Consider the following 24,127-nt stretch of genomic DNA (forward strand, 5'->3'; position numbering starts at 1 on the left):
TCCCCAGTGCAAATCGGCCCACACATTTTGCGGAATAACGTTTTTGTCGCGCCGATGGCTGGTGTGACCGATCGCCCTTTCCGGCAACTATGTAAACAACTCGGAGCCGGTTATGCCGTCTCCGAAATGTCGGCCTCTAATCCAAAACTGTGGAAAACCGAGAAGTCCAGCCGCCGCACCAATCACGAAGGTGAAATGGAACCCAAAGCGGTGCAGATCGCGGGAGCCGATCCCGAGATGTTGGCCGAATGCGCTAAACATAATGTGGCCAACGGTGCGCAAATTATCGACATCAATATGGGCTGCCCAGTTAAAAAAGTCTGCGACAGTTGGTGTGGTTCGGCCTTATTGCAAAATGAAAAATTAGTCGGGCGAATCTTGGACGCGGTTGTTGCGGCCGTTGATGTGCCGGTATCGCTAAAATTTCGCACTGGCTGGAATCGCGAGAATAAAAATGCATTAACCATTGCGAAAATGGCAGAATCTGCCGGCATTGCAATGCTCACCCTACACGGTCGCACCCGCGCCGATGGGTACAAAGGCGATGCGGAATACCAAACCATCGCTGCCGTCAAAGCTGCCGTTCGTATTCCGGTAGTAGCCAACGGCGACATCACCACCCCCGAAAAAGCCGCTTATGTTTTACAAGCCACTGGAGCTGACGCCGTCATGATTGGGCGCGCAGCACAGGGTCGACCGTGGATCTTCCGCGAAGTGGCGCATTTCTTGGCAACGGGGGAACATCTTCCCACACCATTAGTATCCGAAGTACGAGCGTTAATGGAAGAACATTTATTAGCTCATTACCAGTTTTACGGTGAGTTTATGGGGGTTCGAACGGCACGCAAACACATCGGTTGGTACGTTCAAGATTTGATCGACGGTGAAGAATTTCGACAGCAAATGAACAAAATCGAATCATGTGAATTGCAGCTTCAAGCGGTACATGATTTTTTTGATTCCAGACAGCATGAACGGTTACAATACCGCCCCGCGCTGCCAATTGATCCAGAATGGAATAGCCATTCATTGATTGATTTAACGGAAAAGCAAGCTGCCTGAAACTCTGTTTCGATTTACATCGCTACACTACAACTCAGTACCCGGCCGGCGGCCATCAGCACGAATAACCAAAGTAAGGCAGCAACAATTGATATCACTTCGCGCTATCAATGCAGTAATCAACGCAGTAAGCAACAAAATTAGCCCACAAGGCTGTGATTAACATTTTTTACAACAAAAAAAATATGAGCAAAGACAACATCCAAGACGCCGTATCAAAAAATCTCGAAAAATACTTCCGCGATTTAGGCGAGCAACCTGCTTCCAATATTTACGACATGGTGGTTCTGGCAGTAGAAAAACCGATGCTAGAAATGGTCATGACGCGAGCGGATAGCAATCAATCGCAAGCGGCCGATATGTTAGGCATCAACCGCAATACCTTACGTAAAAAATTACAGCAACACGGCCTACTTTGATTGGCCGCGCCGGTTCTGCAAGCGCGCAGAATCGGATGCACCAATTGATCTGGCTGCTGTTATTGCTGTTATATAAGCGCTAGTTGCGCGGGCGCACCCCACAACTCTTTCTTCTTTTGACTGAACTATCATGATTAAACAAGCCTTAATTTCCGTTTCTGACAAAACTGGCGTGGTGGAATTTGCCCGTGCATTAAGCGCAATGGGTGTCCAAATCTTATCCACTGGCGGGACCGCCAAATTATTAGCAGAACAAGGCTTGCCCGTCGTTGAAGTCGGTAATTACACCGGCTTTCCAGAAATGCTCGATGGCCGCGTTAAAACATTGCATCCAAAAGTGCACGGCGGCATCTTAGCGCGCCGCGATTTCCCAGAGCACATGGCGGCATTAGCAGAACACCAGATTCCCACAATCGACATGGTGGTCGTCAATCTCTATCCCTTCCAAGCGACGGTCGCGAAAGCGCAATGCTCATTGGAAGACGCGATTGAAAACATCGATATCGGCGGCCCAACGATGTTGCGCTCATCGGCTAAGAATCATAAAGACGTAGTCGTGATTTGTGACCCAGTGGATTACCAAGTTGTACTCGACGAACTCAAGGCCAATCAAGGCGAAGTCAGTTACGACACCAAATTCACATTGGCGAAAAAAGTCTTCGCGCACACCGCGCAATACGACGGTGCGATCACCAACTATTTAACTAGTTTAGGCGAAGACAAAGCGCACGAAACACGCAGCAGCTATCCACAAACATTGAACCTGCATTTCGAAAAAGTCCAAGAAATGCGTTACGGTGAAAACCCACATCAATCCGCCGCGTTTTATCGCGATCTGAATGTGGAAACTGGCGCACTAGCTAACTACGTACAATTGCAAGGCAAAGAACTGTCGTACAACAACATCGCTGATGCCGACGCGGCATGGGAATGCGTCAAATCGTTCGATAGCAAAGATGGTCCAGCCGCTTGCGTAATCGTTAAACACGCTAATCCGTGTGGCGTAGCCGTGGCAGAAACTCCCCTAGCGGCCTACAGCAAAGCTTGGCAAACCGATCCGACTTCAGCCTTTGGCGGCATCATTGCGTTTAACCGTGAACTCGACGGCGCCGCGGCTGAAATGGTGGCTAAGCAGTTTGTCGAGGTCTTGATTGCCCCTTCCTTCACACCGGAAGCGCGCGCGATTTTCGCCGCTAAACAAAACGTGCGCGTGTTGCAAATCGCTTTGGGCTGCACCGGTTTAGCGGTCAACAAAAACGACTTTAAGCGTGTCGGTGGCGGCTTATTAGTTCAGTCTCCCGATGCGCGTAATGTCAGTGCCGAAGAAATGACTATCGTTAGCAAACGTCAGCCAACGCCAGCAGAATTGCAAGACATGTTGTTCGCATGGCGCGTGGCAAAATACGTGAAATCAAATGCCATCGTTTTCTGCGCTAACGGCATGACCTTGGGCGTCGGCGCGGGTCAAATGAGTCGGGTTGATTCCGCACGTATTGCGTCGATCAAAGCAAAGAATGCTGGCTTAACCTTGGCTGGTTCAGTCGTTGCATCCGACGCATTCTTCCCGTTCCGCGATGGTTTAGATGTAGTGGTCGATGCAGGCGCAACTTGCGTTATTCAGCCGGGTGGATCGATGCGCGATCAAGAAGTGATCGACGCTGCTAACGAACGCAATGTCGTTATGATGCTCACCGGTGTGCGTCATTTCCGCCATTAATCCTCTTCCTCCAAGTCCGGGTCGATCTCAATGAAAATTCTTGGCATCGATCCCGGCTTGCGCACAACCGGTTTTGGCCTGATTGAAAAGCAAGGGCAGAAAATTTTCTACCTTGCTTCTGGCACGATCAAAACTACCGACGGCACTTTGCCCGACCGGCTTAAAACTATTTTCTCCAGCGTGGCTGAAATCGTGGAACGTTATCAACCCGATTGCGCCGCAGTAGAAAAAGTATTCGTCAACGTCAATCCTCAATCAACTCTGCTACTCGGCCAAGCACGCGGTGCGGCGATTTGCGCCTTGGTCAACGCCGATTTAGAGGTCGCGGAATATACCGCCCTGCAAGTCAAACAAGGCGTGGTTGGGCACGGTAAAGCAAAAAAAGAACAAGTCCAAGAAATGGTGCAGCGTTTATTGCAACTGCCTTGTTTGCCCGGCACCGATGCGGCTGATGCGTTGGGCGTGGCGATTTGTCATGCACATAGCGGTGATACGCTGAGCGCGTTAAGCAACTTGGCACCAGGTTTAGCCAAACGCGGATTGCGCGTGAAAGGCGGTCGCTTAATTGGCTGATTGTTGGCTGATTGTTGTTTCGTGTTTCGTTGTTATTTTTAATCTGCACCAAGCAAGTACACTTACCTAATTCTCATTGCTGAAAGCTCTCCATGATAGGTCGCATCGCAGGCGTTTTACTCGAAAAAAACCCACCGCAAATTTTGGTCGATTGCAATGGCGTCGGTTACGAAATCGATGTGCCGATGAGTACGTTTTACAACCTTCCCGCTCTGGGTGAAAAAGTCGTTTTGCACACGCATTTGGCAATTCGCGAAGATGCCCATGTGCTATTCGGTTTCAGCCATCAAGATGAGCGCACTACTTTTAAACAACTCATTAAAATCAGCGGCGTCGGTGCACGTACCGCGCTGTCGATTTTGTCGGGTATGTCGGTGGCCGATTTGGCTCAGGCGATTTCCTTACAAGAAGCCGGACGATTGATCAAAGTGCCGGGTATCGGCAAGAAAACCGCTGAACGTTTGCTACTCGAACTCAAAGGCAAACTCGGCGCGGACTTGGGTCATGCTGGCGGAGGAACATCTGCGCCGGATGCGTCCAGCGATATTCTCAATGCCTTAATCGCGCTCGGTTATTCCGACAAAGAAGCCTTGATGGCACTGAAGTTGTTGCCCAAAGATTGCGGTGTGTCGGAAGGCATCAAATTGGCGTTAAAATCGCTGTCTAAATAAACCAAAGAGCCGCCATGAGCATCCAAACTGACCAATTCGCCAATCCAAATCCGCGCATCACCACGGCGGCACCTGTTTCAAAACAGGAAGAAGTGATTGAACGTGCGCTGCGTCCTAAGCAATTAGACGAATACGTTGGTCAAGAAAAAATTCGTGCTCAGTTGGAAATTTTTATCCAAGCCGCACGGATGCGCAGTGAAGCACTCGACCACACCTTATTGTTTGGCCCACCGGGTTTAGGTAAAACCACTTTGGCGCATATCATTGCCCGCGAAATGGGCGTTAATCTGCGCCAAACTTCCGGCCCAGTGTTGGAACGCCCGGGCGATTTGGCGGCGATTTTGACTAACTTAGAAGCGAATGATGTGCTGTTTATCGATGAAATTCATCGCTTGTCGCCCGTGGTAGAAGAAATCCTTTATCCCGCCTTAGAAGACTATCAAATCGACATCATGATTGGCGAAGGCCCTGCAGCGCGATCGGTCAAACTGGATTTACAGCCTTTCACTCTGGTAGGCGCGACCACCCGCGCAGGCATGCTGACCAATCCATTACGTGATCGCTTTGGGATTGTGGCGCGCTTAGAGTTTTACACGCCAGAAGAGCTAACTAAAATCGTCACCCGCTCCGCCTCATTACTCGAAGCGCCAATTGACCAAGACGGTGCGCGTGAAATCGCTCGACGTGCGCGCGGCACACCGCGGATTGCCAATCGCTTGCTACGCCGAGTGCGCGATTACGCTGAGGTCAAATACAACGGCCAAATCAGCAAAGCCGTCTCCGACCTAGCCTTACAAATGCTAGACGTGGACAAGCTAGGTTTTGATTTAATGGACCGAAAATTACTCGAAGCCGTTTTGTACAAATTTAACGGCGGGCCAGTCGGGGTAGATAATTTGGCCGCTGCCATCGGCGAAGAACGCGACACAATTGAAGATGTGTTGGAACCCTACTTAATCCAACAAGGCTTTTTACAGCGCACGCCACGCGGACGCATTGCCACGCCTAGCGCCTACCAGCATTTTGGCCTCACACCACCGACCTCGGGCATGACGCACGATTTGTGGTCTACCCCAAGTTAAACGTTACTTCGATGCAACAACTAATTAAGCCAGTTAAACCCGCTTAACAATTGCAAAGAAGTTATTTAACTCAAGGCCAGCAGGCCTTTTTAGCATTTCAAGCTACGCACTGAACTGGTTTTATAGTTGTTAAAAATTGATATTAACCAGCAAAAAAACCATTAAATACGTTAAATTCACGTTAAATTAACGTTGCCTATGCAATTTGACTGCAAGCCATTTCGGCTCCCGCAGGCAGCAAAACTGCCCTGATTGCGACCCACAATTTTCAAGAAAAACCCCGCGGGTTACTTGCTTAAAGGTAAATGCGCGCTCACAATGATGCCACTTATTTAGTCACGCCAAATCAATACAAACATGCTAACGCCGACCCAAGTTACCACCTACGCCGACCAATTTCTCGAAGCACGCGCAAAATCCACGACGCTGCGCCCATTTCCCGCTAACGCCAAAATCAGCATTGCAGACGCCTATCAAATTGCGCGGGAAATTCAAGCCAAGCGGATCGCCGCTGGGGAAGAACAAGTTGGCCGCAAAATCGGTTTCGCTAATCATGCGCTGTGGAATAAATACGGCAGAAACGCACCCATCCATGAATTAATCTGGACGCCCTTATTCTCCAGCACGATCCGTTTCATGGATCAAACCCACGGCGTGCAAAGTTTAGCGGGAGCATTGCAACCGCGCTTGGCACCTGAATTGATTTTTAAAATCGGACAAACACCCAGCCCCGATGCAACGGTGGAAGAAATCGCTGATTGTTTGGAATGGATGGCGCACGGTTTTGAGATCGTTGTTTGCCCGTTCCCAAAATGGGAGTTCAATATCGCTGACGCAATTGCCGCATTTGCCTTGCATGGCGCGTTCTTGATTGGAGAGCCGCATCAATTAGCCTCTACATCGCGCCATAATTTGGGCTCTATTTTGGCCAATACTTCGGTGTCGTTGTCGTGTGACAGCACGCTTTTGTCGGCGGGATTTGGCAGCGACTTCATTGAAAGTCCGCTGCACGCGATTTGGCATTTGCAGCAGCTACTCAAAGATCAGCCCGATACCCCAACATTGCAAGCAGGCGAAATCATTAGCACCGGAACATGGACTGATTTGACTCCGGTCAAATCCGGCCAAACTTGGAGCAGTGCCTTCTCAGGCGCGAGTTTGGCGGGACTGTCGGTCAGTTTTATTGACTAATTTACGCCCTCAAACTGGCAGCTTTTTTTGCGATGGTGCGACACCGTTTTTGACACTAACGATTTCCGCCAAAATAGATACGGCGATTTCTGACGGAACGCGGCTGCCGATATGCAAACCAATCGGCCCATGCAAGCGGTTAATTTGATCTTCGCTTAAATCAAACAAGGCTAACCGTTCTCGGCGCTTTTTATTATTAGCGCGTGAACCCAATGCGCCAACATAAAACGCCTCGGATTTCAATGCTTCGAGCAAGGCCATATCGTCCAACTTAGGATCGTGCGTCAAGGCCACAATCGCAGTGTGCGCGTCGGGTTTAATTTCCACCACCACGTCATCCGGCATACCGGACAAATGTTGACCTAGGTTGGATTGCCACGTACCGGTGTATTCTTCGCGCGGATCGCACATCAACACATCAAAACCGAGCGGCTGCGCCATATACGCCACCAATTGCGAAAGCTGCCCAGCGCCAATAATTAACAGGCGTAATTGCGGGCCAAACACCATGACCAACGTTTCGCCATCAAAGCGCAAAGCCTGTTGGCGCTGACCTTGTGCTAACTCCACTTTGCCAGACGATAAATGTAGCGTGCGCTCAACCAATTGATGCAAACTGGTTTGCTGTAATACGCTTTCTATCCACGCGACGTCGCGTAAGGGTTCCAACACCAATTCTAAAATTCCACCGCACGGCAAGCCAAAATGCTGGGCCTGTTCGCGCGTGACGCCGTATTGCACTAGCTCCGCTTTAGCCGGCATACCTTGGGTGCGTATGCGCGCAATCAAATCGTCTTCAATACAGCCACCGGACACCGACCCCATGACCAAACCGTCTGAGCGAATCGCCAGTAACGATCCCGGCGGGCGCGGGGCGCTGCCCCAAGTTTGCACCACGGTCGCCAAGCTCACATCAAAGTCAGCCTGATGCCAGCTAAGCGCAGCTTTTAGTACGTCTAAATCGAGCGATTCCATTCCCTATTTCTTTCTTCAAACAACACGTTAACTATAGTTAACACAACAAATGTTGTAAATTTTATATAATTATTTCCCCCTAATAGATCTCAAGAGGAAATTACGATGAAACGTTCCATCATTCAACTTTTCGCGCTCTTTTCAATGCTCGCTGGATTGCTGCTAAGCGCTGGCAACGCATCTGCTCAAACTACGGAAACTACCCGCGATAATCCGCTAACTATCGTAATACCAATCAGTGTGAATAAATCCAGTCCTGCCGCGGAGACCACCGCTGCGTTAAAAGCCACCCAAGCATTTATCAAACAACAGCCGGGATTAATCGACGAGCAATTAATGGAGAGTAAAAATCCCGATGCAAAACCTAGCCACGTGCATGTAACACGTTGGAAGAACTTGGTGTCTTGGGAAAATCTATTTAGCAATCCAGAATTTAATGCCTTGAATGCTAAATATCATAATGCATATACCATTGACGCGGCGCAACTTTATTTGCCGGTGAAGTAGTCAATGCCGTAGCGAGATCGCGTGATTTTGATGCATTCATTTCAAGGTCAACGAAACGGTCTCGCCCAGCAAAAACGGCATGGAATTCCATGCCGTTTTTTAGCCCAAATTAGCGACCAACTTATTGCATATGCCAACCGTGGCTAACGGTGATCGATTGACCCGTCAATGCATTGGTCTCAAACGCCGCCAAGAAAATCGCTGTCTGTGCTACGTCATGTACGGTCGTGAATTCGCCATCCACGGTGTCTTTCAACATCACGTTCTTGATCACATCGGCTTCGGAAATTCCTAAGGTTTGCGCTTGCTCTGGAATCTGCTTGTCGACCAACGGTGTGCGCACAAAGCCTGGGCAAATTACGTTAGCGCGAATGTTATTTTTCGCACCTTCTTTAGCCACTACTTTGGCCAAACCGATCAAGCCATGTTTAGCGCTGACATAAGGTGCTTTGAGTGGAGATGCTTCGTGCGAATGAACCGAACCCATATAAATAATAGAGCCGCCGCGTCCCGAGGCAATCATGGCGCGCATGCAAGCGCGAGTAGTTAAAAATGCGCCGTCTAAATGAATCGCCAACATTTTTTTCCAGTTATCCAAACTCAAATCAACCAGCGGGCTAATGATTTGAATCCCCGCGTTACTGATTAACACGTCCACGCCGCCGTAGGCCGCAACAACGTCTGCCACGCCTTTATCAACCTGCGCTTCGTCCGTCACATTCATCGCAACGCCCATAGCAATGCCGCCGCTTTTCACAATCTCTGCCGCTGTGGCTTGTGCCGCTTCCAAGGCCAAATCAGCGATCACGACTTTGGCGCCTTGCTTGGCATATTCAAGCGCGATTTCTTTGCCGATGCCGCTGGCTGCGCCGGTAATGATGGCTACTTTATCTTTTAATTGCATGATATTTCCTATTCGTTAGCGTTGAAGGTAATCGTATACAACCTTGCCGTAAGGCAGAGTCAAATCCGACAAAATATGGGTCGCAGAAAGTACCTCTAAAACAGGCAGTGCGGCCACTGGAGCCAATGCGTGCGCGGCTAGTTCCAGCGCACCCGGGCCGCTCCACGCGCCCTTAATAACCACATCGGTTAAATTGTATTGCACCAATTCGCAGATGCGTGGTGTGCCATCGACATGCGGAATAATTTTCAGTAAAAAACTCGGTGCCATTAACGATGCTTGGATTGCCTTTGGATCTAAGGTCTTGTGTTTAAAACCCATCGTACCGGTCGCAACCCGCGTATCGGAATAATCCAATGTTCCGACCAAAGTATCTTTGTGCACGCGCAATTCAGGCTCACCTAATTTTTTAGGGAAGCCCCACAATTCGCGCCCCGCAGCAATTGGCGGATGATCGTTGAGATACATACTGTGCACGTAACCACCAGCGACGCCATCTAACGTGACGGGGATGACTTGACCGGACTCACAGTAGTGTCCAAAGCCGGTGGAATCAGGCATGTTGATAAACTCAAATTTGACGATAGGTTCGGTCATTTTGAGCGGGGCGGGAATAATTTTTTGCAGTGCTACCGGATCGGTGCGGTAAGTGATGATTAAGAATTCACGATCAACAAATCGATATGGCCCAGGAGGAAAAGCAGGATTGTGCATGGGCATGGCAAATCCCTGTTGTCGAACTTCATCTTCGGTCATGTTTCTTTCCTTCCTTCGTCACAGAATGATAAAAAAAAATCAAGAAAACGAGTGTATCAGCGTTTTAACTTTTTTGCCGACTATGGCAATGTTGTTCACATTTATTTGCACTTCAAGCCGCGTCAAATCCTACCCGATTAGCGCTTGCCTTGGTCGGCACACAACATCAAATACCACAGCGTTTGAGCAACTCAAGCAAGATTGATTTTTGTCATATTGCTGTAACCAGTTTGGGGCACAATCGCATCAACTACTGCACATGCAACAGATAGGCATGGCGGAAGCTAGGTGTGAATGATTCGACTAGAGGTCGGTAGTTACAAACGCTGTCGATGACAGTCGATCTTCTCACCGTCCCCACCCCGCCCTCCCCCGCCCGCATTAACTTCCCCGCTAGAATCTGTGATTGTGTTTCACCCTTGCTGCGCTCATAATCCGCTTGTTTTTACAGCAAAGCGGCCTGCTTTCGCCCTGAACTTGTGAAATGAAAATTGCAGCGAAGACACAAATTTCTTGCTGACATTTATGATTTTCAGGCGATAATGCGCCAATATTGATGTAATTCAGCCCAAAGTCGCTTAATTCAGGTTAACAACTGTTCATGGTTTCCAAAACTCCCCGCAAACCCATCGAAATTAAAATATCGACTGTTGTCGCCATTGCCGTCATCGTGCATGACGCTGATTTATCGGTCATTAATTCGGCCTTAAAAGAACTTACCGCCAATTCGAGCGATTACTACTCCGAAGAATGCGCCGTTATCGATGTAGCCAATATCGATTGCGCCGCGCTCAACTGGGCAGAGTTCATCAGCATATTTAAAGTCAACGGGATAAACGCCATTGCCGTGCGCAACGCGCCAGCGGATGCCGAAGAGCACATTATTCAACTTGGATTAAGTATCGATCTGGGTGGCAATCCGAGCAAAATCGCTGAATTAGCCACACCTGAGCCAGAACCAGAACCAGCGCCAGCGCAAGTTGCAGCACCCGCACCTGCCCCAACTATTATTAATAACGCGCCCGCAGCGATGATTATTGATACGCCGGTGCGCGGCGGTCAGCGCATTTACGCGCGTGGTACCGATTTAATTATTACCGCAGTCGTCAATGCTGGGGCCGAAGTGATCGCCGATGGCAGTATCCATGTCTATGCACCACTGCGCGGACGTGCTTTGGCTGGCGCTTCTGGCAACACCTCGGCGCGGATTTTTGCGATGAGTTTAGAAGCCGAATTGGTCTCTATTGCCGGCATTTACCGTACATTTGAAAACGGTTATCCAAAATTAGCCGCAAATACCCCGTTACAAATCAAATTAAATGGCGATAGAATCGACGTCGTTTCTATCCAGTCGCACAACTAATTTCTAATTCGTATCAATAGATATTCTCAAAGGAGTCAATGTGGCAAGAATCATCGTGATCACTTCCGGCAAGGGCGGCGTTGGTAAAACTACGTCTAGCGCCAGTTTTTCAACTGGTCTTGCAATGCGCGGACATAAAACAGCCGTTATTGACTTTGACGTGGGCCTGCGTAATCTCGATTTGATTATGGGCTGCGAGCGTCGCGTGGTGTACGACTTAATTAATGTCGTCAGCGGCGAAGCCAATTTGAATCAAGCTTTAATTAAAGATAAGCATTGTGAAAACTTGTTCATTCTGCCCGCCTCACAAACCCGCGATAAAGACGCGCTGACCGAAGAAGGCGTTGAACGCGTTCTCAACGATTTGATTCAAATGGGCTTTGAATACATCATTTGCGACTCACCCGCAGGTATTGAGCACGGTGCCATTATGGCGCTGACTTTTGCTGATGAAGCAATTGTTGTGACGAATCCAGAAGTGTCTTCGGTACGTGACTCCGACCGCATCTTGGGCATCATCCAAGCCAAATCACGTCGTGCGCAAAACGGTGGCGAGCCAGTTAAAGAGCATTTATTAATTACCCGCTATTCACCAAAGCGTGTTGAAGCGGGAGAAATGTTATCGCACCAAGACGTACAAGAAATCCTACGTATTCCGCTCATCGGGATTATTCCTGAATCCGAAGCCGTCTTGCACGCCTCCAACCAAGGTAATCCTGCAATCCATATCACCGGCAGCGATGTGGCATTGGCCTATGAAGACGTTGTTGCTCGCTTTTTGGGCGACGATGTACCACTGCGTTTTACCGATTACGAGAAACCCGGCTTATTGAAGCGCCTTTTTGGAGCGAAGTGATATGGCCTTACTTTCATTCTTATTCAACACCAAACCCAAAACGGCCAGCGCGGCAAAAGAGCGCTTGCAAATTATTATTGCTCGCGAAAGAAGCGGTCGTTCTGGCTATGATTTCTTGCCAGCTTTGCATGCTGAGCTGATCGCCGTCATTTCTAAGTACACCAAAGTGGACTCTAAGGACATCACATTATCGCTGGACCGCAAGGGCGATTTAGAAGTCCTTGATGTGAATGTGGTATTACCGGAAGTTGAAAATCGTAGTTGATTAGTCAATTATTATTAATGTAAAATTTAGCCATATTAGCAACGTATTTTAAATAAAAAATCCAAAAGTTTCCGCAAGGAACTTTTGGATTTTTATATATCATGGCTTGCTAATTGTTAAATTGCGTTTTAAATTATTAGAAAAGTTCCCTCCAAGTTGTGAGGCAACAACAATAATTGTAAACTTGTGTTACTTCTAGCACTATTTTACAAAACGCAATTCGTCATTTAATCCATTTAAAAAAGCTCGTTTACCATTTCACCTAGAAGCTCAATTGCGCGCATGTCTGGCATGCGCGCCCCCAGTAACCTTGTGAATTTTATACAGCTTTCAGGTAACCATTATGAGAATTGCCGTACTTGATGACGATACCAATTTATTGGAATTAGTCAGCACCATCCTAAATTCGGCTGGACATTCCGTTCATCCGTTTAACAGCGGCAAAGACATGCTGCATAACTTGCGGCGCGACAGCTACGACATGCTAATCCTTGATTGGCAAGTACCCGATTTGAACGGGACTGAAGTCATGCATTGGGTGCGCGAAAAGCTGCCCGCTAATCTGCCAATTCTGTTCATGACTAGTCGCTCAGGTGAAGACGACATCGTCGCCGGACTCGCCGCGGGAGCTGATGATTACATGATTAAACCAATCCGCCGGGGCGAATTGGTTGCTCGTGTTCAAGCACTTTTGCGTCGCGCTTATCCCAACCAACATATGCCAGAACATCTCGAATTTGGCCAATATGTATTCGAAACGCGTTCTGCTCGTTTGACGATTGCCGGCGAATTAGTCGAGCTCACGCAAAAGGAATTTGACTTGGCATTGCTGTTGTTCCGCAATCTTGGCCGACCACTTTCGCGCGCTTATATTCTTGAGGCAGTTTGGTCTCGCGACATCGAAATTCCGTCGCGAACCATGGATACCCATATCTCCCGAGTCCGTAGTAAATTGCATTTACGTCCTGAAAATGGCTTCCGACTTGCACCGGTATACAGCTACGGATATCGCCTGGAACAAATGGGAAGTTAACCCCGCCAATTCGACCTAAAACAGCATAAAACCACGGTCCGACCCCATATTGCACCTATTTAAAGTTACTGCTATCGTTTAGAACAAGTGTGAAGTCCGCGCTACGGATTCGGCATTACCCATGCTGAATATTTGTAAGATGCATTTGTCACCGACTAAGAGATGGTATGTTTTCGATCAATACGTTCAAACGGATTTGTTTTTTTGCTGCAATTAGTTTTTGTCTTGAATCAGGTGCCCAACAACCTGGCGAAGTTTCGATTGGCAGTAACGCGATTACTTATTACGCCCAACAAGGCGACACGTTAATTTCAATTGCTAATAAATATACTGAAAAGAGCAGTAATTGGATCAGCATTGGCAAACTCAACAAGATCGCCAATGACCGTGCCATTCCAATCAGGACTGGCATTACCATCCCCTTTAATTTACTACGCGAATTACCAATCCAAGCAAAAGTGATTGCCTACGCCGGGCAATCCACCGTTGGGCTAGATCCAACGAGCGCGCAAGCTGTCGCGGTCGGCGCCGTGGTACGTGAAGGCACAATAATTACCACCTCCAAGAACGGCTTTGTCACACTAGAATTGCCCGACAATTCACGCATCTCGATTCCATCCAATAGCCAAATCAAACTCTCCAAACTGCGCGCTACCCAATACGCTAACAGCCCCAAGACCGAATTAACCTTGCTGGCTGGCCGGGTTGAATCCACGGTGAGTTCCTTGAAAACCAATAATGGTCGCTTTGAAGTGCACTCGCCTTTGGCAATCGCTGGAGTACGTGGCACGCACTTTCGGGTTGATGTGAGCGACGCTCATGTCGCCAACGAAGTGCTAGAAGGAAATGTTGCTGTTGGGCAAACCGCGCATCCCAACGCGCTATCGTTAGCAGCGGGCAAAGGCAATATCATCGACGCCAAATCGGTCGGAGCGAGCGTTGATTTGTTAGCCGCTCCAAAACTGGTCGGCAATTTTGCTTTGCAAGAACGGATTTTGGTAAAGTTTGACGCGGAAAATAATGCCCTCGCCAAATCCTATCGGGCGCAAATTGCCTTGGATGACAAAGCCCAAAATCTGATCCAAGAAAATCTGTTTACCGAGCCGCACTTTAAGTTTTCCAACTTAGACGATGGCAATTATTTTTTGCGTGTCACCGCCATTGATGCCAATGGTTTAGAAGGCTTGCCTAGCGTTGTCCCATTCAAACTCAAAGCCCATCCCGAGCCGCCGTTTAACATCGCGCCGAAGAAAAAATTACGCGCACAACAAGTTGATTTCTCTTGGAGCGAAGCCGCTAATGCTACTGGCTACCATTTACAAGTTGCCAGCGACGAGCAATTCGCGCATCTACTGATTGATCAAGCCACCTTGAGCGACCATCAATTTACGACGACTGAACTTCCAGTCGGAACATTCTTCTGGCGGGTCGCCACCATTGCCACTAAAAATGGAACGCAAGATCACGGCCCGTTTGGCGACGCCGATAAAGTGCAACTATTAGCTCCGGCCGCTGGCTTGCCGCCAGTTACCGATCAAGGTGGTTCCGAAATTAGTTTTAGTTGGGCTTCAGAACCAGGACAAACCTTTGTCTTGCAAATGAGCGATGATACCGACTTCAAACACATTTTGATTAATCAAAAACTCGCCGCGCCTGAATACCAACTCGCTCGCCCAAGCGCTGGAACCTATTATTTGCGCGTTCAAGCCATTGACGCCGATGGCTATGTTGGCGCTTTTTCTGGGACGCAAAAATTCACGGTTTTTAGTCGATTAATGAGCACCGACGGCACCCCAGTCAATAGCGCCGCCGGCGTGGTTCGAACCAACTTTTGATGTGACATGAACCGTCCGTAGCTTCTTTTAACCCTTCATTTGCTTTGAAAAACAGAGGATTTTATCGCCACCATGAAATCCGCTTATCCCAACCAGTCGCCGCAACATATGCAACACATCGTTCGCTACGAATGGTTGGTGTTGATATCTGCCTTAGTCGTGCTAGCCGCAATATTGGGCTATCACAATGGCTTAGGCCGACTTGATTTGGTGATGTATGACCAAGCAATCCAACTCAATCACCAAACGCCGCGTAACGATATCGTGATCGTCGCCATCGATGATTACAGTATCGCGCAGCTCGGTAAATGGCCCTGGCCGCGCGAGCTGCACGCCAAGTTATTTGAAAAAATCAATCAGGCTAAACCTAGCTCGGTTGGTTTTGATGTGCTGCTCGACGAACCGGACGGCAGCGCAAATTCTGGTGGCACGAGTAATGCCGACATGGATCTAGCGAATGCCATTGCACAAAACAAAGTCACCGTTTTGCCGATCACACTCGAAAATGCCGGAGCGGGATTATCCTTATCTAAACCGCTGCCCGCGATGCAAGCCGCCGCGCATAGTTTGGGACACATTAATCTGGAAGTTGATTCAGATGGTTTTGCACGCAGCATTTTTTTGAATGAAGGACAGCCGGGACAATGGTGGCCCCATTTTAGTTTGGCGCTATACAACATCATTAAGCTTCGCGCGGCCGGCGACACTTCGCACATCAATGCCAAACACCACGCGCAGATAGATCAAACTACCGCCGATGGCTGGCTGCGCGACGCACAATTTCATATTCCGTTTTACGGCAATCAAGGCACGTTCAAATCCGTTCCCTATGTCGCGGTTTTGCGCGGCGAAGTCCCTGCACAATTTTTAGCGGGTAAAAATATTCTGATCGGCGCAACGGCTACCGGCATGGCCGACGCCTTTCCAACGCCGGCCTCGGGTTCCGATGGCGCGATGCCGGGGATTGAGATTAACGCCAATATTTTGGCTAGCTTGTTAGACGGACGCTCAATTGTGTTTGCCGCCGCTTGGCAAACCGCACTGCTGTCGACCATCCCGATTATTCTCGCGCTGCTATCGTATTTACTGCTCTCGCCGCGCTTGGCGTTGATTTGTTTGGCTGTTTTGTTTTTCCTCACCTTAACGGTGAGTTACATGGCATTAACTGCGGGATTTTGGATTCCACCGAGTGCATCCTTAATCGTTTTATTAATCTCTTATCCATTATGGAGTTGGCGAAGGCTTGAAGCCGCAATACGTTATTTAAATATTGAATTCATTCGACTTAATCAAGAACCCAATTTATTACCTGAAATTAACCCTGCTCAAGCAAGCACAATTCAGCGTCCCTTATTTATCGATTCGTTAGCTCAAAGGATTACATCGATGGAAATTGCCGCTCAACGCGTACGCGATCTACGCCAATTTGTTACCGACAGCTTGCAAAGCTTACCCGATGCCACATTAGTGACCAGTATTGAAGGACTCGTGATTCTGGCGAACCAACCAGCTGAAACGTTTTTTTCAAGCCTAGGCATCAAGGCCGTTAAGGATGCGCTGTTGCCCTATTTGTTTTCTAATATGCTGCAACCTCACCCGGTGGAGCAATCCGCTAATAACACGTTTAGTTGGTGGGATTTATTGGATTTAAAACAAGTGGAAATCATGCGCAATGGGATCGAAGTGACCGACACCTTAGGCCGCAACTTAATCATTAAAAGTGCGCCGTGCACCAACAGCGCCAAAGAACACATCGGCTGGATTGTTGGCATTGTTGATATTTCCACCATACGCCGCGCCGAACGCACGCGGGACGAATCGTTGCGTTTTATTTCACACGATATGCGCGCGCCACAGGCGTCGATTCTGGCTTTGCTGGAATTGCAACAAGAGCCCGATTCCGCCCTGCCGCAAGAAGAATTCTTGGAACGCATCCGTAAAGCGTCGCAAATCACCTTGGGCTTAGCCGACAATTTTGTCCAACTCGCGCGCGCTGAAGGGCAAAACTATCAGCTTGAAGTGGTCAATACTGAAGATATTCTGCTCGATGCGTGCGACGATATGTGGAGTCTGGCGAAAGAAAAGAACATTAAGATTAATACCGAACTTCCCGGCGAAGAAATGTTAATTCATGTCAGCCGTTCACTAATGACGCGGGTATTCACCAATTTGCTATCCAATGCCATCAAATATAGTCCAGAGAATTCGGAGGTCACCGTTACGGCCGAAAAAAAGCTGGAGTTCTTGAACGACCGCGTAGTCATTCACATAGCCGATCAAGGCTATGGCATTGCGTGGACCGATCAAGCCAAATTGTTTCAACGTTTTCAACGCTTTGTTGGGGTAAATCAACCCAAGAGCGATGGAGTGGGCCTAGGATTGGTGTTTGTTAAATCGGTCTTGGATCGGCATCGCGCCTCAATCAGCTTTGTTAGTAAGCCCAATGAAGGAACTACTTTCACTATTAGCATTCCGGCCTATTATGAAAGCTAGAATCAAATCCATAGTAAGCGCGTTATAATAGCGAGCTGAAAAAAGTTCCATTTTCACTCGCAAATCATCGCGCTAATTCACTTCCGTCAATTCATTAAATTAAATGCAACTGCTCGCTGTTGGCCTTAATCACACCACTGCCCCTGTCGCCTTGCGCGAAAAGGTGGCGTTTGCGCCGGATAAAATCGGCCAAGCGGTGTTGGCTGCGCGTCAATTTTTACTGCGCGATGCGCTTAACAATACGAGCACCGCTGAGGCAGCTATTTTATCGACCTGCAATCGTACCGAGCTATACGCTGCTTGCAAAATGGATAATCCATTGGATGCCGCAGCCCATTTTTTAGCCGACTACCACCAACTGCCTTACGCCGATTTGCGCCCGCATTTGTACAGCCTGCCGCAAGACGGCGCAGTGCGTCATGCATTTCGTGTCGCGTCTGGACTTGATTCAATGGTGTTGGGCGAGCCGCAAATTTTGGGGCAGCTCAAAGACGCAGTGCGTCAGTCGGATGAAGTTGGTGGCTTGGGTACGTATCTGCATCAATTATTTCAACGCACGTTCTCGGTGGCTAAAGAAGTGCGTAGCACGACCGAGATCGGCGCGCACAGCGTTTCAATGGCCGCCGCAGCCGTGCGCTTAGCGCAGCGGATCTTTGACAATATCGCGGATCAACATGTGCTGTTCATCGGCGCAGGTGAAATGATCGAATTGTGCGCGACACATTTTGCGGCACAAAATCCACTGTCTATTACCATCGCCAACCGCACCTTAGAACGCGGCGAAGCCCTGGCGCATCAATACAATGGTCGCGCCATCCGCTTGGCTGAGTTACCGGACCAGTTAGCGCAGTTTGATATTGTGATTTCTTGCACCGCTTCGACCTTGCCTATCATCGGCTTAGGGTTGATGGAGCGTGCCATTAAGACCCGCCGCCATAAACCCATCTTTATGGTCGATTTAGCCGTACCACGCGATATTGAACCAGAAGTGGCGCGGCTTAACGACGTGTTTTTATACACGGTGGATGACTTAGGCAGCGTGGTACAAACCGGTTTAGATAATCGTCAATCGGCAGTCGCTCAAGCCGAAGCAATTATCGAAACGCGGGTGCAGTCTTTCATGCATTGGATCGATGGCCGCGCTGTCGTGCCCGTGATTCAAGAGCTCAATGAAACCGGCGAAGCCTTGCGCTTAATGGAACTTGAACGCGCCCGCCGCATGTTAGCCAAGGGCGACGATATTGAATTAGTCCTTGAAGCACTCTCCAAAGGTTTAACCGCTAAATTTTTGCATGGCTCGCAACAAGCCTTGCATCAAACCCACGGCGAACAACGCGCCCAAATCGCGGCCTTATTGCCGCAACTATTCCGCAGCAAACGTTAGCTAAGCTAACTGTCACCGCGCGCCAGATTATTCTGTTCGCGCTCAACTCTGCATTGCTATTTTTTTGTTTCGTTCTGTTATATCAAAGGCCCAATCTTGAAACCTTCCATGCTTTCTAAACTCGACCATTTGGCCGAACGCTTAGTCGAGATCAATCAATTATTGATGCAAGAAGGTAGTACTTCCAACATGGACAACTACCGTAAGTTAAACCGCGAACATTCGGAATTAACGCCGGTCGTTGAGCTTTATCACCGCTATCAGCAAGCGCAAGTCGATATCGATTCAGCACAAGAAATGATGTCCGATCCAGACATGAAAGAATTCGCGCAAGAAGAAATCGTCAATGCCAAAGCAGTCATGGATAGCTTGGATGGCGAACTGCAAAAAATGCTACTCCCCAAAGACCCCAACGACGAGCGCAATATTATTTTGGAGATTCGCGCAGGTACCGGCGGCGATGAATCCGCCTTATTTTCAGGCGACTTATTACGCATGTACACCCGCTACGCCGAGCGCAATCGCTGGCAAGTTGAGATGATGTCGGAGTCACCTTCCGACTTGGGCGGTTACAAAGAAGTGATTATCCGCATCGCTGGTTTAGGCGCGTATTCCAAGTTGAAATTTGAATCCGGCGGCCATCGAGTGCAACGTGTTCCCGCTACCGAAACCCAAGGCCGGATTCACACGTCCGCCTGCACCGTAGCCGTTATGCCCGAAGCCGACGAACTCACCGACGTCGTAATCAACAATGCTGATTTACGCATCGATACTTTCCGCGCATCGGGTGCGGGCGGGCAGCACATTAACAAAACCGATTCCGCGGTGCGTTTAACTCACATCCCAACCGGCATCGTGGTTGAATGCCAAGACGGACGCAGCCAACATCAAAATAAAGCCCAAGCCATGCGCGTGTTAGCCAGTCGCATCATGGACGGTCAATTACGCGAAAAACAAGCCAAGGAAGCCGCAACCCGCAAGAGCTTGATTGGTTCGGGCGACCGCAGTGAACGCATCCGCACCTACAATTTTCCGCAAGGCCGCATGACCGATCATCGAATTAATCTCACCTTATACAAACTTGATTTTATAATGGACGGTGATTTGACCGAACTGACCAACGCTTTATTGGCCGAGCATCAAGCCGAATTATTAGCGCAGTTGGCGGACAATTAACTAGCCTGTGAGATGATCTCAACGGCTTCCTAACTCGTTGTTAGCATCCAATTCTCTATTGAACTTATTAAGGTCGTTTATGAAAAAATTCAAGATTGCTTTAGTCATTACCGCCTTAGCCAGCTTAGCGCTGATCGGTGCGGCTTTGTATTTCCAAATCGTTGAACGCATGCTGCCCTGCCCTTTGTGCGTAATTCAACGTTACGCCTTTATCGTGATTGCCATCGGTAGCTTGATTGCCGTATCCGGCTCCAACACCGCCCGTAAAATTGGTTGCAGCCTCGGCATATACGCGGGCATCACCGGCGCGGGTGTGGCCTTGCATCAGTTGTATGTAATCGCCCATCCAGAAATTCGCTGCGGGATTGATCCGGTTCAAACTGCGGTCAATAATTTGCCGTTTGCGGACTGGATTCCGACTTTATTCTTGGCCGAAGGAATGTGCGGGACACCATATGATCCAATCTTGGGCTTATCGATTCCACAGTGGTCGTTGACTTGGTTTGTGGTGTTTACCATGGTGTTGTTGGTTGTGCTGTTCAAAGGCAAACCAGTCGCTACGACCAACTCAGCGCAATAACTCTTCATGTCCAACAGCATCGCCAATCTGTTATCCAACCAAGGAATTGGTGCTGCTTTGCCGATGTTAGAACGGCGCATGTTGGTCATGCATGCGCTTAACAAAACGCGCGTCGAACTCATTACCCAAGCGGACTACGAATTAAGCGAGCAAGAATTCCACATCGTCCAAACCTTATTTGAACGACGCAACCAAGGTGAGCCGGTAGCGTATATTTTGGGCCAGCGTGAATTTTTTGGCTTAGATTTGCGCGTGACAAAGGACGTTTTAATTCCCCGCCCCGATACCGAATTACTCGTCGAATTAAGTCTGAAATTTGCCCCACCCAACTCTGAGTTGCTTGATGTAGGCACCGGTTCTGGCGCTATTGCTATAGCAGTCGCCCATCAACGGCCTGATCTTTCAGTGTGGGCTGCGGATATCAGCGCTGCAGCATTGGAGGTAGCTCGTACCAACGCTGACACGCATCGATGCAAAATTACATTTATCGAGAGCGATTGGTATAACAATTTACCAACTCATCAGTGGCACACCATTGTGTCTAATCCGCCTTACATCGTCGCTAATGACAGTCATTTATTCCAAGGCGATTTGCGCTTTGAACCGATCAGTGCGTTGACCGATCACGGTGACGGACTAAGCGCCTACCGCGCGTTGATCGCTGGTGCTGTTATTCGATTACACGCTGGTGGCTGGCTGTTGTTTGAACACGGTTTCGATCAAGCAGAACCGGTCAGAGCTTTGCTGCATGCAGCCCAATTCCAACAAGTCCAAAGCTGGCGTGACTTGGCGGGTATCGAACGGGTATCGGGCGGCCAATTTAGTGCTTAGTATGGGCTGCGGCGGACTAGGCACAACGTCACTAAAATTTCACACGAATTGAACGTTTTTCTTGTAAAGTGAGCATTCTTTTCACCGCTCATTTTTTGTCATGCGCTATTTTTCCAACTTCGTGTTTGCAATCGTTGCGCTCTGTTATTGGTCAAATTCAACGGCTCAAAACCTGACCCCACCCAATACCGAACCCAGTGCTAAAACTCGCCCAAAGATCTGCGTTGCGTTATCGGGTGGTGGTGCGCGCGGCTTTGCACATATTGGCGTGTTGAGGTACTTGGAGGATCACCATATTCCAGTGGACTGCATCGCCGGGACAAGCATGGGCTCGGTCATCGGTGGACTGTACGCTTCGGGCATGGGCGCAGACGAAATTGAAACCCGTTTAAAAAATATCAATCTCGGTCAAGTCGCCTTAGACATCGTTGACCGCCGCGCGATTTCTCAGCCACTACGTGAAGACGATATTAACTATCCTATCGGCGGAACCTTTGGTGTGAGCAAAGACGGCATTACGTTGCCGCTAGGCGCGGTGCAAGCCAATCAGTTTTTAGAGATTCTGCATAACTGGACTTCACACATTCCACCCGACATCAATTTCGATCAACTACCAATCCCTTTCCGCGCGGTGGCGACGGATTTAGAAAACGGCCACATGGTGGTGTTTGACAAAGGTCCGTTGCATCGCGCCATCCGCGCTAGCATGGCTGCACCCGGCGTGTTTGCGCCGATAGAAATTAATGGACGCTTATTAAGTGACGGCGGCTTGGTGCGAAATTTACCCATCGATATTGCGCGCAGCATGGGTGCCGATATCATCATCGCAGTCAATATTGGCACGCCAATTCTGCCACGCGACAAGCTCAATAGTTTGTTCAACATCAGCCAACAAATGTTGAATATTTTGACCGAGCAAAACGTCAGTGAACAAAAAAAATTATTGCTGCCGACGGACATTTTGCTCGACGCCAATTTGGGCGATATTAGCTTCATGGATTTTCCGCGCGCCAGAGAAGCATCAACGATAGGCTACAACACCGCCTTAAGCCTGCAAGCCCAACTCGCGCCGTTAGAGCTTAGCGCAGAAAACTATGCCGCGGTGATGAAGACTCGCTCCGATCCAACTTTGCCGCCAATTCACATTGCCTTCGTGGATATCAAAACCACTGGAAAAATACCCGCCGACGATATTCGCCGCCAACTCAATATTGCGATCGGTTCGACTTACGATGCGGCAGACATCAACCAACGCATCAAACCGCTGATCAATTCACGCCAGTTCGATAACGTGACGCATACTTTAGTCGAACGTAACGGTGAATCGGGTATCGTGATCGAAGCCAGAGAGCGCGCTTGGGGGCCAAATTTCTTGCGCTTAGGCTTGGAAATGTCCACCGGTTTCGATGGTGTCAGCGGCTTCCAATTACAGGTTGGACATCGCTTACCGTGGATAAACGACAGCGGCTTGGAATGGCGTAACGATCTTGAATTCGGCAATGTTTATGGAATCCGTTCAGAGTTACGCCAACCCTTAATCGTGCGCGAAGGGATGTATGTTGCGCCATTTGTTGGCGCCCAAATCAAAACCCTTAATCTGTATTCCGAAAATACCCGCGTCGCAGAATACGCCTTGCAAACTTCACGCGCCGGAATTGATCTCGGCACGCCGCTCGGTGAATTTTCTACCTTGGGCGAAATACGCTCGGGTCTGATCGTCAACCATTACAATTTGCGCCCTAAATTGGGTGGTTTAGTGGTTGAAACCAACAACAAAGACATCATCATCACTAGCCTACCTTGGGCGCGCATGGACGAAATCGCGCTGCATAGTCGCTTCGTTATCGATCAACTCGACAAACCCGTTTTCCCGCGTGAGGGTTACTACGTGGACGGTGAAATTATTGCCGGTTTAAATCGCAAAGCCAGTAATTCAAACATTATCGACACGTACTCAAGTCTGCACAATTTTCAACAAGCTACCCTCAACGCCACATGGGCCAGCAGTGAGGACGATCACAGTATTAATTTAACCGCACGATTAGGCGGTCGCGCCGAGTCTGGCACGCCGATTCCGGGAGTTGGTTTGTCGCTAGGCGGCTTCCAGCGCTTAACGGCTTACCAGCCAGAGCAATTCATCGGCAATTACCTCGCCTATGCCAACGCGACTTATTTATTCCGCGCAGTGGATTTTGGCTTTGCGGGCGAATCGGCGTTTATCGGCACGTCGTTTGAAGTGGGAAATGCGGGCAATTTTAAATCCGATTTTTACTCACAAAATTTGCGTAAAAGCTTGTCGGTGTTCGTTGGGGCCAATACATTTATGGGGCCTATCCATTTCGGGATTGCCGCCGCACCGGCTGGCGCATTCAACTTATTCTTACAGCTTGGACGGCAATAAAACGCAAGACCAGCACCGTAGTTAATCAAATAACCACGGCAAAACGGCGAGCT

At 49.0% G+C, this 24,127-nt stretch carries 22 protein-coding genes; 19 read left to right on the top strand and 3 right to left on the bottom strand.

Annotation, left to right across the window (positions count from 1 at the left end):
• Positions 1-6 precede the first annotated feature (6 nt).
• The 7 genes from dusB (at position 7) to E2I14_RS12770 (ending at position 6,715) form a co-directional block, all read left to right on the top strand.
• Positions 7-1,062, top strand: a complete 1,056-nt coding sequence (gene dusB / locus E2I14_RS12740; protein ID WP_133329100.1) for a tRNA dihydrouridine synthase DusB — start codon at positions 7-9, stop codon at positions 1,060-1,062.
• A gap of 185 nt (positions 1,063-1,247) precedes the next feature.
• Positions 1,248-1,481 (top strand): Fis family transcriptional regulator, encoded by a 234-nt coding sequence (locus E2I14_RS12745; protein ID WP_133329102.1) that lies wholly within the window; start codon positions 1,248-1,250, stop codon positions 1,479-1,481.
• Positions 1,482-1,611: 130 nt separating this feature from the next.
• Positions 1,612-3,198 (top strand): bifunctional phosphoribosylaminoimidazolecarboxamide formyltransferase/IMP cyclohydrolase, encoded by a 1,587-nt coding sequence (purH, locus tag E2I14_RS12750; RefSeq protein ID WP_133329104.1) that lies wholly within the window; start codon positions 1,612-1,614, stop codon positions 3,196-3,198.
• Positions 3,199-3,228: 30 nt separating this feature from the next.
• Positions 3,229-3,771, top strand: coding sequence for a crossover junction endodeoxyribonuclease RuvC (gene ruvC, locus E2I14_RS12755; RefSeq protein WP_133329106.1), 543 nt, complete (start codon positions 3,229-3,231; stop codon positions 3,769-3,771).
• Between the two features lie 92 nt (positions 3,772-3,863).
• Positions 3,864-4,442: a Holliday junction branch migration protein RuvA gene (gene ruvA, locus E2I14_RS12760; protein ID WP_133329108.1), complete on the top strand. Its 579-nt coding sequence runs from the start codon at positions 3,864-3,866 to the stop codon at positions 4,440-4,442.
• Positions 4,443-4,456: 14 nt separating this feature from the next.
• The gene (gene ruvB, locus E2I14_RS12765) at positions 4,457-5,524 is read left to right on the top strand and encodes a Holliday junction branch migration DNA helicase RuvB (RefSeq protein WP_133329110.1); all 1,068 of its coding nucleotides are present in this window, start codon (positions 4,457-4,459) and stop codon (positions 5,522-5,524) included.
• A gap of 357 nt (positions 5,525-5,881) precedes the next feature.
• Positions 5,882-6,715 carry a 2-keto-4-pentenoate hydratase gene (locus E2I14_RS12770; RefSeq protein ID WP_133329112.1) on the top strand — a complete coding sequence of 278 codons (834 nt, stop codon included), beginning with the start codon at positions 5,882-5,884 and terminating at the stop codon, positions 6,713-6,715.
• A 9-nt stretch (positions 6,716-6,724) separates the two neighbouring features.
• Here E2I14_RS12770 and E2I14_RS12775 read toward each other — a convergent pair whose 3' ends face one another.
• Positions 6,725-7,690: an XdhC family protein gene (locus tag E2I14_RS12775; protein ID WP_133329114.1), complete on the bottom strand. Its 966-nt coding sequence runs from the start codon at positions 7,688-7,690 to the stop codon at positions 6,725-6,727.
• A 105-nt stretch (positions 7,691-7,795) separates the two neighbouring features.
• Between E2I14_RS12775 and E2I14_RS12780 the strand changes: the two genes are divergently transcribed.
• On the top strand, positions 7,796-8,197 hold the full coding sequence (locus E2I14_RS12780; RefSeq protein ID WP_133329116.1) for an antibiotic biosynthesis monooxygenase family protein: 402 nt from the start codon (positions 7,796-7,798) through the stop codon (positions 8,195-8,197).
• Positions 8,198-8,318: 121 nt separating this feature from the next.
• On the opposite strand, the gene E2I14_RS12785 is transcribed toward E2I14_RS12780, so the two are convergent.
• Positions 8,319-9,101 (bottom strand): 3-hydroxybutyrate dehydrogenase, encoded by a 783-nt coding sequence (locus E2I14_RS12785; RefSeq protein ID WP_133329117.1) that lies wholly within the window; start codon positions 9,099-9,101, stop codon positions 8,319-8,321.
• A gap of 15 nt (positions 9,102-9,116) precedes the next feature.
• On the bottom strand, positions 9,117-9,857 hold the full coding sequence (locus E2I14_RS12790; protein ID WP_133329120.1) for an acetoacetate decarboxylase: 741 nt from the start codon (positions 9,855-9,857) through the stop codon (positions 9,117-9,119).
• A 601-nt stretch (positions 9,858-10,458) separates the two neighbouring features.
• Here E2I14_RS12790 and minC point away from each other — a divergent pair.
• The 11 genes from minC to E2I14_RS12845 all read left to right on the top strand — a co-directional run bounded on the left by minC (position 10,459) and on the right by E2I14_RS12845 (position 24,074).
• The gene (gene minC, locus E2I14_RS12795; protein ID WP_133329122.1) at positions 10,459-11,220 is read left to right on the top strand and encodes a septum site-determining protein MinC; all 762 of its coding nucleotides are present in this window, start codon (positions 10,459-10,461) and stop codon (positions 11,218-11,220) included.
• A gap of 40 nt (positions 11,221-11,260) precedes the next feature.
• Positions 11,261-12,076: a septum site-determining protein MinD gene (minD, locus tag E2I14_RS12800; RefSeq protein ID WP_133329124.1), complete on the top strand. Its 816-nt coding sequence runs from the start codon at positions 11,261-11,263 to the stop codon at positions 12,074-12,076.
• Position 12,077: 1 nt separating this feature from the next.
• Positions 12,078-12,341 (top strand): cell division topological specificity factor MinE, encoded by a 264-nt coding sequence (gene minE / locus E2I14_RS12805; RefSeq protein ID WP_133329126.1) that lies wholly within the window; start codon positions 12,078-12,080, stop codon positions 12,339-12,341.
• 343 nt (positions 12,342-12,684) lie between these two features.
• Positions 12,685-13,374: a response regulator transcription factor gene (locus E2I14_RS12810; protein WP_133329128.1), complete on the top strand. Its 690-nt coding sequence runs from the start codon at positions 12,685-12,687 to the stop codon at positions 13,372-13,374.
• Positions 13,375-13,541: 167 nt separating this feature from the next.
• Positions 13,542-15,209, top strand: a complete 1,668-nt coding sequence (locus E2I14_RS12815) for a FecR domain-containing protein (RefSeq protein ID WP_133329130.1) — start codon at positions 13,542-13,544, stop codon at positions 15,207-15,209.
• 72 nt (positions 15,210-15,281) lie between these two features.
• The gene (locus E2I14_RS12820; RefSeq protein ID WP_133329132.1) at positions 15,282-17,702 is read left to right on the top strand and encodes a CHASE2 domain-containing protein; all 2,421 of its coding nucleotides are present in this window, start codon (positions 15,282-15,284) and stop codon (positions 17,700-17,702) included.
• Between the two features lie 103 nt (positions 17,703-17,805).
• Positions 17,806-19,086 carry a glutamyl-tRNA reductase gene (hemA, locus tag E2I14_RS12825; RefSeq protein WP_133329134.1) on the top strand — a complete coding sequence of 427 codons (1,281 nt, stop codon included), beginning with the start codon at positions 17,806-17,808 and terminating at the stop codon, positions 19,084-19,086.
• Between the two features lie 96 nt (positions 19,087-19,182).
• Positions 19,183-20,262: a peptide chain release factor 1 gene (gene prfA, locus E2I14_RS12830; protein WP_133329136.1), complete on the top strand. Its 1,080-nt coding sequence runs from the start codon at positions 19,183-19,185 to the stop codon at positions 20,260-20,262.
• 79 nt (positions 20,263-20,341) lie between these two features.
• On the top strand, positions 20,342-20,842 hold the full coding sequence (locus tag E2I14_RS12835; protein WP_133329138.1) for a disulfide bond formation protein B: 501 nt from the start codon (positions 20,342-20,344) through the stop codon (positions 20,840-20,842).
• 6 nt (positions 20,843-20,848) lie between these two features.
• Positions 20,849-21,673, top strand: coding sequence for a peptide chain release factor N(5)-glutamine methyltransferase (gene prmC / locus E2I14_RS12840; RefSeq protein ID WP_133329140.1), 825 nt, complete (start codon positions 20,849-20,851; stop codon positions 21,671-21,673).
• Between the two features lie 100 nt (positions 21,674-21,773).
• Positions 21,774-24,074 carry a patatin-like phospholipase family protein gene (locus E2I14_RS12845; protein WP_133329142.1) on the top strand — a complete coding sequence of 767 codons (2,301 nt, stop codon included), beginning with the start codon at positions 21,774-21,776 and terminating at the stop codon, positions 24,072-24,074.
• The last annotated feature ends 53 nt before the right edge of the window (positions 24,075-24,127 follow it).

This window comes from Sapientia aquatica (assembly GCF_004358105.1).
GTDB lineage: Bacteria > Pseudomonadota > Gammaproteobacteria > Burkholderiales > Burkholderiaceae_D > Solimicrobium > Solimicrobium aquaticum.